At 70.6% G+C, this 12235-nt stretch carries 11 protein-coding genes; 2 read left to right on the top strand and 9 right to left on the bottom strand.

Annotated features, from left to right (window positions below):
* From A5709_RS16175 to A5709_RS16160, 4 genes are all read right to left on the bottom strand, one after another.
* On the bottom strand, positions 1–294 hold a 294-nt coding region (locus A5709_RS16175; RefSeq protein WP_156768076.1), incomplete at its 3' end, for a glycosyltransferase.
* Entirely contained in the window at positions 291–1115 is an 825-nt protein-coding gene (folP, locus tag A5709_RS16170) for a dihydropteroate synthase (RefSeq protein ID WP_231986986.1), read from the bottom strand. The genes A5709_RS16175 and folP, both read right to left, overlap by 4 nt.
* Positions 1116–1256: 141 nt before the next feature.
* Positions 1257–3041 (bottom strand): long-chain-acyl-CoA synthetase FadD6, encoded by a 1785-nt coding sequence (gene fadD6 / locus A5709_RS16165; RefSeq protein ID WP_068120772.1) that lies wholly within the window; start codon positions 3039–3041, stop codon positions 1257–1259.
* A gap of 68 nt (positions 3042–3109) precedes the next feature.
* On the bottom strand, positions 3110–3673 hold the full coding sequence (locus A5709_RS16160) for a TIGR00730 family Rossman fold protein (RefSeq protein WP_067203734.1): 564 nt from the start codon (positions 3671–3673) through the stop codon (positions 3110–3112).
* A 60-nt stretch (positions 3674–3733) separates the two neighbouring features.
* Between A5709_RS16160 and A5709_RS16155 the strand changes: the two genes are divergently transcribed.
* Positions 3734–5851, top strand: coding sequence for an AAA family ATPase (locus tag A5709_RS16155; RefSeq protein WP_068120770.1), 2118 nt, complete (start codon positions 3734–3736; stop codon positions 5849–5851).
* On the opposite strand, the gene dapE is transcribed toward A5709_RS16155, so the two are convergent.
* The gene (gene dapE / locus A5709_RS16150) at positions 5848–6912 is read right to left on the bottom strand and encodes a succinyl-diaminopimelate desuccinylase (RefSeq protein ID WP_067951381.1); all 1065 of its coding nucleotides are present in this window, start codon (positions 6910–6912) and stop codon (positions 5848–5850) included. The two genes, A5709_RS16155 and dapE, sit on opposite strands and share 4 nt — an antisense overlap.
* 36 nt (positions 6913–6948) lie before the next feature.
* Between dapE and dapD the strand changes: the two genes are divergently transcribed.
* Positions 6949–7902 (top strand): 2,3,4,5-tetrahydropyridine-2,6-dicarboxylate N-succinyltransferase, encoded by a 954-nt coding sequence (gene dapD, locus A5709_RS16145; RefSeq protein WP_156673112.1) that lies wholly within the window; start codon positions 6949–6951, stop codon positions 7900–7902.
* Positions 7903–7908: 6 nt separating this feature from the next.
* On the opposite strand, the gene A5709_RS16140 is transcribed toward dapD, so the two are convergent.
* The 4 genes from A5709_RS16140 to A5709_RS16125 form a co-directional block, all read right to left on the bottom strand.
* Positions 7909–9204 (bottom strand): MFS transporter, encoded by a 1296-nt coding sequence (locus tag A5709_RS16140; protein WP_068120769.1) that lies wholly within the window; start codon positions 9202–9204, stop codon positions 7909–7911.
* 85 nt (positions 9205–9289) lie between these two features.
* Positions 9290–10711 carry an acyl-CoA synthetase gene (locus A5709_RS16135; protein WP_068120767.1) on the bottom strand — a complete coding sequence of 474 codons (1422 nt, stop codon included), beginning with the start codon at positions 10709–10711 and terminating at the stop codon, positions 9290–9292.
* Between the two features lie 28 nt (positions 10712–10739).
* Positions 10740–11648: an alpha/beta fold hydrolase gene (locus tag A5709_RS16130; protein WP_068120765.1), complete on the bottom strand. Its 909-nt coding sequence runs from the start codon at positions 11646–11648 to the stop codon at positions 10740–10742.
* Positions 11649–11694: 46 nt separating this feature from the next.
* The coding region (locus A5709_RS16125; RefSeq protein ID WP_197520170.1) for a CoA transferase at positions 11695–12235 on the bottom strand (541 nt) is incomplete at its 5' end.

Below are 12235 nucleotides of genomic sequence, written 5' to 3'. Positions count from 1 at the left end.
GGCGGCCACGGCGCGGATTTCCGTGTCGTCCGTCGAACCGGAATCCAGCACGATCAGCTCGTCCACCAGCCCGTCAACCAGGGGTGAGATGCTCTCGACCACCGATTCGATGGTCTCTTCTTCGTTGAGGGCCGGCAGCACCACCGAGATGGTTCGCCCCGCCTTCGCGGCCTCGAGCTCGGCGACCGTCCAGCTCGGACGGCTCCAGCTGCGGTTGGACAGCCAGGCGTCGCCCGGCCGGGCGGCCAGCACCGCGTCGTCGGTGAGGTCGCCGACCAGGTCGGATGCCGTCATGCCAGTCCCCTCACCGTGCGCGCCGGCGGGCGTGTCCCCTGGATGGAGGCCACCATCTCCAGCACCCGTCGGGTCGCGGCGACCTCGTGCACTCGAAACATGCGGGCGCCGGTGGCGGCCGCCAGCGCGGTGGCCGCCAACGTTCCCTCCAGCCGCTCGCTCAATTCCACACCCAAAGTCTCCCCGACGAAGTCCTTGTTACTCAAAGCCATGAGCACGGGCCATCCGGTATTAACAAGTTCGCCCAGGTGGCGCAACAGCAGCAGCCCGTGGAAGGTGTTCTTGCCGAAGTCGTGGGCCGGGTCGATCAGCACCCGGTCGCGGGCCACCCCGCAGGCGACCGCGCGCTCCGCGGCGGCGGTGACCTGGCGAATAACGTCGTCCACGACGCCTCGTGTGGTGGTTCCGTAGCTCACCCGGAACGGCCGCGTGCGGGGCAGCGCCCCGCCGGTGTGCGAGCACACCAGGCCCGCGCCGAACTCCGCGGCGACCTCGGCCAGGCCCGGGTCGATGCCGCCCCAGGTGTCGTTGATCAGGTCCGCCCCGGCCGCGCAGGCCACCTTGGCCACCTCGGAGCGCCAGGTGTCGACGCTGATCAGCTGGTCCGGATAGGCGCCGCGCAGCCATTCGATGAACGGGACCAATCGGGCGAGCTCGGTTTGCGTGTCGACTTCCTGGCCGGGGCCCGCCTTGACTCCGCCGACGTCGATGACGTCGGCGCCCTCGGCGATGGCGCGGTGCGCGGCGGCCCGGGCGGCCTCGTCGCTGAAGGTCGCACCCTTGTCGTAGAACGAGTCGGGGGTGCGGTTGACGATCGCCATGATCAGCGGGCGATCACCGGCGACCGGACGGCCGCACAGGGTCGATTGCACCTGTCTATGGTGCCTGGTCTGGTCCGTGAGCGTGCGGCCAGCCGCACACTGGACGCCGAACGTGCGGCGGGCCGCACCCTCGGCGCGGGCTCAGCCCTGCGGGCGCTTCCCGTCGGCCACCTCGTCGGGGTATTCGTCGTAGTACGGCACGTAACCCTCGTCGCGCCCGGCCAGCACGTACAGCGGCTCCTTGATGTCGGACCCGTAGGCCTGTTCGCGCAACTCGACCTTGCGGCTCTTGAACGTCGTGGTGTGCTCCAGCGACTCGACCACCCGCACGAACAGCGGCAACGCGTAGGCGGGCAATTGGCCGTATACGGCGCGGGCCAGCGACTTGCCGTCGAACTCCGCTCCGTCCCGCAGCTTGACCGCGGCCATGCCGGCGCGGCCGCCGGTGCGCGGGATCTCGACACCGAAAACGGTGCATTCCTCCACGGACTCGTCGGACGCCAGCGCCGCCTCCACCTGCGTGGTGGCGACGTTCTCGCCCTTCCACCGGAAGGTGTCGCCGAGGCGGTCGACGAACGCGGCGTGGCCCATGCCCTGCGGGCTCATCACGTCACCGGAGTTGAACCACACGTCACCCTCACGGAAGGCGTTGCGCACCAGCTTCTTCTCGCTCGACTCCTTGTCGGTGTAGCCGTCGAACGGCTGCAGCCGGTTGACCCGGCTGAGCAGCAGGCCGGGCTCCCCCGGCGGCACGCGGCGCACCCGCCCGTTGTCGTCGCGCAGCGGGGCTCCGGTGTCGGGGTCGTACTCGACGTAGGCCAACGGCATCGGGAAGACGCCGGTGGTCCGCGGAACGTTGAACACGTTGATGAACGCGGTGTTGCCCTCGCTGGAGGCGTAGAACTCGCAGACGCGAGCGATGTCGAACCGATTCGTGAACTCGTCCCAGATCTCCGGCCGCAGCCCGTTGCCGGCGATCACCCGGACCCGGTGCGCGCGGTCGGTGGCCTTGCGCGGCTGGTTGAGCAGGTACCGGCAGATCTCGCCGATGTAGATGAAGGCCGTCGCCTCGGCGGCGATGACCTCGTCCCAGAACTTCGAGGCCGAGAACGACTTGCCGAGCGCCAGCGTCGCCCCGGAGTTGATCACCGACGACAGCGCGACCGTCAGCGCGTTGTTGTGGTACAGCGGCAGGCAGCTGTAAAGCGTGTCGGAGCTCTTCAGCCGCAGCCCGATGCCGCCGAAGGCCGCGAGCGCCTTGAGCCACCGCAGGTGGGTCATCACGCTGGCCTTGGGGAATCCCGTTGTGCCCGAGGTGAAGATGTAGAACGCGGTGTCCCTGGCCTGCACGGCCGATACCGACGCCGGGTTGGTGGCCGGGGCGCTGGCGGCGAACCGCTCCAGGTCCTCCACGGTCATCGTCTCGGTGTCGCCCGAGCCGCCGCACTCGGCCACCGCGCTGACCAGGTCCGTCTCCGCGACCAACACCTTGGCCTTCAGCAGGCCCAGGCTGTGCGCCAGCACCTCGCCGCGCTGGTGGTAGTTCAGCATCCCGGCGACCGCGCCGCATTTGACCGCGGCCAGCATGGTCAGCACCGCGTTGGGCGAGTTGCGCAACATGATTGCGACGACGTCGCCGTGGCCGACGCCGTGCGCCGCCAGCACCGCGGCGTACCGGTTTGCGGCGGCGTTGGCATCGCGGTAGGTCAGTTGCTGGTCGCCGAACCGCAAGAAGATCCGATCGCCGTAGCGGGCCGCGCGTTCCTGGAACACCGTGCCGATCGATTTCTTCGAACCCGGCTGGGCCAGCAGCCCGGTCATCGCCCCGCGCACGATCACCGGCATATCGGCCAACAAGCCGGGCGCCCGAGATGCGATATCGGTCAGTTTGACCGCCGTGCGCGCTCCGCCGTCGTGATCGGACACGTCATCCCTCAATTCCTGTAAGCAACTCGGCGGACAGCCTAGTAGGGATCGCCAACTGGCCGGCGGCCTCAATCGGGCGCACACGCCTCCACGGCGGCGCTCACCTTGTCGACCAGCAACAACCGGTCCATCGCCGGCTGCGAGATGTACCCGCTGTCGAGCAGTCCGCACAGCCAGAGCCACAGGCCTTCGTAATGCCCCAGTGGATCCAGCATGACGATGGGTTTGCGATGCAGGCCGAGGTAACCCGTGGTCCACGAGTCCAGCAACTCGTCGAGGGTGCCGACGCCACCGGGCAGCACGATGAACGCGTCGGCGCGCTCTTCCATCACGTGTTTGCGTTCATGCATCGTCTCGGTGACGATCAGCTCGTCGGCTTCGGTGTCGGCGATTTCGACGCGCATCAGGACCTGCGGGATGACGCCGACGGTCCGGCCGCCGCGGGCGCGCGCCGCGGTTGCCACCGCGCCCATCGCCGACACCCGGCCGCCGCCCCACACCAGAGTCCAGCCGCGCTCGGCGATCGCCTCGCCGAGTTCGGCAGCGACCGCGAGCAATTCGGGATGTTCCGGGCCGGACGCGCAGTACACGCACACCGCCCAGTCGCCTGATGGCTCGCGTTCCGGGCGCATACAACGAAAGGTAGACCAAGCTTGCTGCGGGCCGCACACCGCGCGCAATAAAATCCGGCGATGCCGATTCGATGGAACGTTCCCCAGCACGCATCGGCCCTGGAGCGGCTGGACGCGGCGCTCACGACCGGGAGGGGGGCGGTCGTCCTCGGACCGGACGGCTGCGGCAAATCCACGTTGGCCCGAATGGCCGCCGAAGGCTTCGGCCACCGGCACCCGGGCACCCGCATCCGCTGGGTCACCGGCACCCCGACCGAGCGCGCGGTGCCCTTCGGCGCGTTCAGCCACCTGGTGCGGATCGCCGACCTCGGCAAGCCGGCCGCGCTGCTCCGCGCGGCCCGGGCGTCGCTGGACGGTGACGACCTGCTGCTGGTCGTCGACGACGCCCACGACTTGGACATCCTGTCGGCCACGCTGGTGTACCAGCTCGCGCTGGCGGGCGCGGCCAGGATGATCGTCACCGGCCGCGCCGATTCGGCTCCCGACGCCATCGCGGCGCTGTGGGCTGACCGGCTGCTCCCCCGGATCGACATCGAACCGCCCAGCGAGATGACCACACCGGCCGAGGTCGACGCGTTCCTCGCCGAAATGCCCTCCGCGGCCCGGTCGGCGCTGGACTACCTCGCCGTCGCGGAGCCGCTGTCGCTCGCCGATCTGAGTGTCCTGACCGGCGCGGACGCGATTGACGCGGCGACGGAATGCGGGGCGGTGGAAACGCGGGCGCGCGGCGGAACGTCGGACGACCCGGTGGTCTACACGGCCCACCCGCTGTTTGCCGAGCGAGCGCGTGCCGCGCTCGGCGGCGACGGCGCCCGGCAACGACGCACCGCGCTGGTGCGGCTGCTGTCGCAGCATCCGCCGGACCACCTCAGCGACCGGCTCCGGTTGGCGGCGCTGGCCCTGGACAGCGATGCCCCCCAGCCGACGGCCGAGGTGGTCGGCGCCGCGCAGCAGGCGCTGCGGCTGGGCGACCTCGCCCTCGGCGAACGGTTGGCCTCCTCGGCGCTGGAGCGCTCCGGGGGGTTGGCGGCGCGGCTGGCGCTGGCACACGCGCTGGCGTGGCAGGGCCGCGGCCGCGAGGCCGACGCGGTGCTGGCCGGCCTGGACCCCGCCGCGTTGACCGAAGCCGCCCTGATGGACTGGACGCTGTTGCGCGCGGCCAACCAGTTCTGGATGCTCAGCGAGCCCGAACGCGCCACCGCGTTCTTGCGCACCATCCGCAATCGCGTCTCCGATCCGGGCGCGCGCACCACGCTCGACGCGCTGAGCGCCACGTTCGCGATGAACGCCGGCAACGTCGGGCACGCAGTGAAGGTCGCGGACGAGGTGCTCGCCGCCCCGGACGCCGACGACCAGGCGGTGGCCTGGGCGGCCAGCGCGGGCGCGCTGTGCGCGGCGCGCCAGGGCCGCTTCGACGACGTCGAGCCGCTGGCCCAGCGCGCCCTGGCCGCCGAACATCCCGGGTTGCTGCGCTTCACGATCGGGCTGGGGCAGACCACCGCGTTGTTGATGGCGGGCCGGCTCGACCGGGCCCGCGAACTCGCCCAGCAGTTCACCGATTTCGCCGAGTTGCAGCAGCCGGGCCGCGCGATCGGTGAGGTGCTGCTGGCCCACGTGCTGCTCGCCGACGGCGAATTCGCCCGGGCCGCAGCGCTGCTCGGCCCCGCCGCCGCCACGTTGGAACGCACCGGCTATTCGTGGGGCCCACTGTCGTTGACTCTGCTGGCCACCGCGCTGGCCCAGCAGGGCGACATCGCCGCCGCGGGAAAGACGTTGGGCCGGGCCGAATCCCGGCACGGAACGAAGTCGGCCCTATTCGCGCCGGAACTCGGCGTCGCGCGGGCCTGGCGGCTCGCCTCGATGCGCGACGCACACGGCGCGGTGGCCGCCGCCCGCGATGCCGCCCGGATGGCCGAACGCGGCGGCCAGCGAGCCGTGGCGGTGCGGGCGTGGCACGAGGCCGTGCGCCTCGGTGACACCCGAGCGGCGGATCCGCTGGCCCGGCTCTGTGACGAGATCGACTGCGCCGCCGGGAGACTCGCGCTCAGCCACGCGCAGGCCCTGGCGGCCGGCGACGGCGCGGCGCTGCGGGCGGTGTCCGATGAGCTGGCAGCGGTCGGGATGCGCGCGGCATCCGCCGACGCCGCCGCGCAGGCGCAGCGCTGCGGGGCAGCCTAGCCGCCCAGGTAGCCGCGCAGCATGGCCACCGCGGCGGTGATGTTGGCGACCGGAACGCTCTCGTCGCGCGTGTGCGCGAGGTTCGGATCGCCCGGCCCGAAGTTGACCGCCGGTATGCCCAGCGCGGCGAAACGTGCGACGTCGGTCCACCCGTACTTGGCCCGGACCTGTCCCCCGGCCGCCTCGACCAGGGCCTTGGCCGCGGGCTGGGACAGCCCGGGCAGCGCGCCCGCGGCGGCGTCGGTCTGCTCGATGACCACGTCGAGCCCGTCGAACACCTCGTGCACGTGCTCGAGCGCCGCGGCCACGGATCGGTCGGGGGCAAAGCGGAAGTTGACCGTGACCGCGGCCGCGTCGGGAATCACGTTTCCCGCCACGCCGCCGTCGATGCGCACCGCCGACAACCCCTCGCGATATTCGCAACCGTCGATATCCACGGTGCGGGCAGAGTATGTGGCCAGCCGATCCAGGACGGCCCCCAGCTTGTGAATGGCGTTGTCGCCCAACCATGGTCGCGCCGAGTGGGCGCGCGTGCCGGTGGCCGAGATCACGACGCGCAGCGTCCCCTGGCAACCGGCTTCGATGTAGCCGCCGGTGGGTTCGCCCAGGATGGCCACGTCGGCGGAGAGCCAGTCCGGCAGCTCACGCTCGATGCGGCCCAAACCGTTTGCCGCCGCCTCGATTTCCTCGCAGTCGTAGAACACCAGCGTCAGGTCGTGAACCGGCTCGGCGACGGTCGCGGCCAGATGCAGGAAGACCGCGTCACCCGACTTCATGTCCGCGGCGCCGCAGCCGTACAGGTCGCCGCTCTCGCGGCGGCTGGGAAGATTGCCGGCGACCGGCACGGTGTCCAGATGCCCCGCCAGCAAGATCCGCGACGGCCGCTGCCGCCGGGTGCGCGCCAGCACGGCGTTGCCGTTGCGAATGATCTCGAAGCCGGACGTCTGGGCGCGCAGCGCGGCCTCCACCTCGTCGGCCAGGCGTGCCTCGTCTCGCGATTCGCTGGGAATGTCGACCAACGCCGCGGTCAGCTCGATCGGATCCCCGCGCAAGTCCAGCACGGGTCCCAGGTTATCCGCTGCCGAGCGGCAAGTAACCTGACCGCCGTGACTGGAGCTGTAGGCATCGGGCTGGCGACGCTGGCCGCCGACGGATCGATCCTCGACACGTGGTTTCCCGCACCGGAACTGACCGAGTCGGGCACCGGCGGCACGTCGCGGCTCGCCTTGTCGGACATCCCCCCGGAGCTGGTCGCGCTGGTCGGCCGCGACGACGACCGCGGCACCGAGAGCATCGCCGTGCGGACGGTCATCGGGTCGCTCGACGACGTGGCCGCCGACGCCTACGACGCCTACCTGCGACTGCATCTGCTGTCGCATCGGTTGGTGGCGCCGCACGGGCTGAACGCCGGCGGCCTGTTCGGGGTATTGACCAATGTCGTGTGGACTAACCGCGGACCGTGCGCGATCGACGGGTTCGAGGCGGTCCGGGCGCGGCTGCGCCGGCACGGACCGGTGACCGTCTACGGCATCGACAAGTTCCCGCGGATGGCCGATTACGTCGTGCCGACCGGGGTCCGCATCGCCGACGCCGACCGGGTGCGGCTGGGCGCCCACCTGGCGCCGGGCACCACGGTCATGCACGAGGGCTTCGTCAACTACAACGCCGGCACCCTGGGCGCGTCGATGGTCGAGGGGCGCATCTCGGCCGGCGTGGTGGTGGGCGACGGATCGGATGTCGGCGGCGGCGCCTCCATCATGGGCACGCTGTCCGGGGGCGGCACGGAAGTCATTTCGATAGGCAAGCGGTGCCTGCTCGGCGCCAACGCGGGGCTGGGCATCTCGCTGGGCGACGACTGCGTCGTCGAAGCCGGCCTGTACGTGACCGCGGGCACCAAAGTCGCCACGCCCGACGGCCAGGTGCTCAAGGCGCTGGAGTTGTCCGGCGGCAACAACCTGCTGTTCCGCCGCAATTCGGTCAGCGGCGCCGTCGAAGTGGTGCCCCGCGGCGGTCAGGGCATCGCCCTCAACGAGGACCTGCACGCCAACTGAGCGCAGCTATGCGTCGGCGGCGATCTTCTCGGCGGTCGGCGCGGCGCGCAGCGCCGTACCCATGGTCTCCGGCAGCAGATACACGGACACGAAACTGGCGATGACCAGGGTGGCCATCATGAGCCCGATCGCCCAGCTGCCGTAGGTGGCCAGCAGCGTGCCGGCGACCAGCGGCGGCACGGCGGCGCCGAGGATGCCGGCCAGGTTCATCGCCACCGCCGCTCCGCTGTAGCGGTAGCGGGTGGCGAACAGTTCGGGAACGAACGCCGCCGTGGGCCCGTTGGCCACCGCCGCGGCCGCGAACATGCCGAGGACGGCGACCGCGTACAACACCGGCTTGCGGGTGTCCAGCAGCGGGATGACCGCGAACGCCCACGGCAGGCATGCCACGAGCCCGCATAGCATCACCCGGCGGCGGCCGACCCGATCGGAGATCCACGCCGAGAACGCCACGCACGCCATGCTGGTCAGCCCGCCCAGTGCGCCGACGCCCCAGATGAAGCTCCGCGAATAGCCGAGATGGTTGTGGGCGTACATGACCAGAAAGGTGTTGCCCAGGTAGACGAATCCCATGCCGCCCAGGAAGGCGCCCGCGACGAGCACGATCTCGCGCCGCTGGAACCGCAGCAGCTCCGCCAGCGGCGCCTTGGGCAGCTCGTCGCGGACCTTCTCCTCCACGAACAGCGGGGTCTCGTCGATGTTCAGTCGTACGTAGAGGGCGATACCGATCAGCGCGCTGCTGATCAGGAAAGGCACCCGCCATCCCCACTCCATGAACGCGGCGCTCTTCTCACCCATGGTGAGGTTGACGGCGAGAAAGGTCAGGCTGGCCAGGATTCCGGCGGTGCCACCACCCAACAGGGTGAACATGCCGTACCAGCCGCGTTTGCCGGATGGCGCGTACTCGGCGCTGAGCAACACCGACCCCGCCCATTCGCCGCCCACCGCGAACCCTTGTAGCAACCGCAGAACGATGAGAATCAACGGCGCCGCGATGCCGATCGACGCTGTGCTGGGAACCATGCCCACACTCACGGTCGACGCGCCCATGATCAGCAGGGTGGCGACCAGGGTCTTCTTGCGGCCCAGCCGGTCCCCGAAGTATCCGAAGACGGCCGCGCCCAACGGGCGGGACAGGAATGCGGTCGCGAACGTCGCCATGGAGGCGACGGTGGCCAGCGTCGGGCCGAGGCGTGGGAAGAACACCGTGGGAAACACCAGGGCGGCCGCGGTCCCGTAGATCAGGAAGTCGTAGAACTCGATGGCCGAGCCCACGAGACAGGCCGCCGCTATCCGCCGCATGGGAGTGGTAGGCCGGTTCACGGTTACGACGGTAGGTGAAGCTGCACGGTCACGCTCCTCGCTGAAGCTGGCAACTTGCTGCGCGTCAGCCCTCGGCAAGCAGCTGCTTTTTGAGCACCTTGCCCATCGCGTTGCGGGGCAGCGTGTCGACGAGGCGCACCTGGCGGGGCCGTTTGTGCACCGAAAGTTCTTGGGCGACGTGGTTGATCAGCTGGTCGGCGTTCAGGTCTTCCGCGCCGACGACGAACGCGACGATGCGCTGGCCCAGGTCTGGGTCCGGCAGGCCGACGACCGCGGCCTCCCGCACCCCGGGGTGCCCGAGCAGCGCCGTCTCGATTTCGCCTGCGCCGATCCGGTAGCCGCCGGACTTGATCAGGTCGACCGACTCGCGGCCCACGATGCGGTGCATGCCCCCGCCGTCGATGACGGCGACATCGCCGGTGCGATACCAGCCGTCGGCGTCGAACGCCTCGGCGGTGGCCTCGGGGCGGTTCAGGTAGCCGTCGAACATCATCGGACCCCGAACCTCGAGCTTGCCAACGGTTTCCCCGTCGTGCGGCACCTCGCCACCCGTGTCGTCCAGCAGCCTGGTTTGCACGCCGGTGAGCGGTAGGCCCACCCAGCCGGCGCGTCGCTCGCCGTCCGCGCGGGTCGACAGCGTGATCAGCGATTCGGACGCGCCGTACCGTTCGATGGGCCGGTGTCCGGTGAGCCGGGCCAGCCCCTCGAACACCGGCACCGGCAGCGGCGCGCTCCCGGACACCAGCAGCCGCGCCGGGCGCAGGGCGCGGGCAGCGGCCTCGTCGGCCACCACCCGCGACCACACCGTCGGGACGCCGAAATACAGCGTGCCCCCGGACTCCGAGCAAGCCTGCGCGTAGCCCGCCGGCGTCGGTTTTCCGGTGTGCACGAAGCGATTTCCCACCCGGAGCGACCCGAGCAGTCCCAGCACCAGCCCGTGCACGTGGAACAGCGGCAGCCCGTGCACCAACACGTCGTCGGCCGTCCACTGCCAGGCCTGCGCCAGGGCGTCGAGGTCGGCCGCGATCGCGCGGCGGCTCAGAACCACGCCTTTGGGCAGGCCGGTCGTGCCGGAGGTGTAGATGATCATCGCGGTCGCGTCGGGCGACGGCTCGGCGTAGCGGTGCCAGGACCGGGCGTGTAATCGCACCGGGATGTGCGGCAGTCCCTCCAGCTCGTCCGGGACGGGGCCCAGCCAGGCCTGCACTCCCGAATCGGTGAGCATGTGCCGGCGTTCGGCCGCACCCACGTCGGCGGGCACCGGGACGAAGGGCACGCCGGCGATCAGACAGCCGGTCACCGCGAGCACCGTCGCAGCGGTGGGCGTGGCCAGGACTGCGACCCGGTTCGCGCCGGCGACCCGCTCGGCTACCGATGTGGCGGCGCCGACCAGATCGCTACGACTCAACACGGCGCCGTCGATGCGTACCGCGTCGGCGATGTCGGTGGCGGTGACCGCCGCGGGATTCAGGGACGCCAGCAGCACGTCAGCAGGCTACCCGGCGGCCGCTTGGTCAGTCCCGCTCGTCCCAGATCTTCATCAAGGTGGACAAGATCTCCTCACCGCGCCCCAGCCCGCCGAGGTGGCTCTCGCCGTGCAACACGAACAGTTCCGCGTCGGGCAGCAACGACACGACGTGCTCACCGTGCGCGAACGGGACGATGTGGTCGCTGTCGCCATGCCACCAGCGCACCGGGACCTTGACCTCGTCGAGCCGGAATCCCCAGTCCTGGGTGAACAGGATGACGTCGTTGAACGGGGCCGCCAGCTGCTTGCGGCTGCCGTTGAGCAGGTCGTCGAGGAACATCGCCCCGAACTCGGGCCGGGTCAGCAGGCGCCGGTCGCCTTCGGGGGATATCGCCGCGTACAGGTACAGCGCGGGATTGGCGACCGGACGGATCGCCCGCACCACCAGGCTCGCGCCGATCCGCAGCGGGTCACCGCCAAGCCGCAGCAGCGGCGCCACCCGCTTGCCCAGGTTCATCAGGCCGCTGGTGATCCCCTCGTCGCCCAGGAAAGGCGCGACCCCACCGAGCACGCCGGCCGCCACCACCCTCTCGTGCAGCACCGCAGCCGACGCGAGGGCGTACGGACCGCCCCCGGACAGGCCGATGACGGCCATGTCGTCGATGCCGAGCGTGTCCGCGATCGTCCGCAGGTCATCGGCGAACGCCCGGATGTTCTCGTAGCGATGGGGCGTCGACGAACCGATGCCGGGGCGGTCCAGGCCGATCAGGCGGATGTTGTGCTGCTCGGCGTAGACCCGGGCCTCGACCGGGATCTGCCGGCGAGCGCCGGGGGTGCCGTGCAGCCAGAACATCGCGCGCCCCTGCGGGTCGCCGAACTCTGCGAAACCGATCTGGCGGTCCTCGCCGACGGCAACGTTTCCTTCGAGCTTGGGGCGGGCGATCTCGATGACCATGCCAGCAGCCTCGCATGTGACAAGCCGTTTACCAAAGGCTCACGGGTCAGGCGTTGAGCGGCCGCTCCCCGATCACCCGTTCGGCCCGCAGGCTCGCGAGCTCGTCCGTGGACAGGCCCAGCCCGCCCAGGATGTCGTCGTTGTGCTGACCCAGCGTCGGCGGGCCGGTGCGGTGGTGGCGGGGCGGTCCGGGAGTGATGCGAAACGGCCAGCCGGGAAAGCGGTGCGGCCCGGTGATCGGGTGGGCCAGCTCCTCGTAGTAGCCGCGCGCGTCGAGCTGGGCCCCGATCAGGTCGCGGTCGTACATGTGATCGCCGGTGATCACCTGCTCGGCCGGGATGCCTTGCTTTTGAAGGGTTTCCACGACCGCCTCAGGCGGCTGCGTGCGTGTCCACGCGGAGACCAGCTCGTCGAACAGGTCATGGTCAAGCCGCCCGTCGTCGGGCAGCGACAGCGCGACCCATCGGCCGTCCTCGGCGGTCGGGTAGACGCCCTGCAGGTAGCCGCGCCGCCTGTTGCCCTCCCGCGGACGCACGACGCCGTTCATCGAGTACTCGATCACCGGTTCGGCGGTCACGCAGGCGGTG

Origin of the sequence: Mycobacterium sp. E1386 (assembly GCF_001672745.1) — a bacterium.
Classification (GTDB): domain Bacteria; phylum Actinomycetota; class Actinomycetes; order Mycobacteriales; family Mycobacteriaceae; genus Mycobacterium.
Note: the sequence above shows the minus strand (reverse complement) of the source record. Positions and strands in the feature narration are given on the sequence as shown.

Bases quoted from the DNA above. Each gene is read 5' to 3' on its own strand.
- A5709_RS16155 (WP_068120770.1), top strand. From the start codon at position 3,734: ATGCCGATTCGATGGAACGTTCCCCAGCACGCATCGGCCCTGGAGCGG.
- A5709_RS16130 (WP_068120765.1), bottom strand. From the start codon at position 11,648: ATGGTCATCGAGATCGCCCGCCCCAAGCTCGAAGGAAACGTTGCCGTC.
- A5709_RS16160 (WP_067203734.1), bottom strand. From the start codon at position 3,673: ATGCGCCCGGAACGCGAGCCATCAGGCGACTGGGCGGTGTGCGTGTAC.
- A5709_RS16140 (WP_068120769.1), bottom strand. From the start codon at position 9,204: ATGCGGCGGATAGCGGCGGCCTGTCTCGTGGGCTCGGCCATCGAGTTC.
- folP (WP_231986986.1), bottom strand. From the start codon at position 1,115: ATGGCGATCGTCAACCGCACCCCCGACTCGTTCTACGACAAGGGTGCG.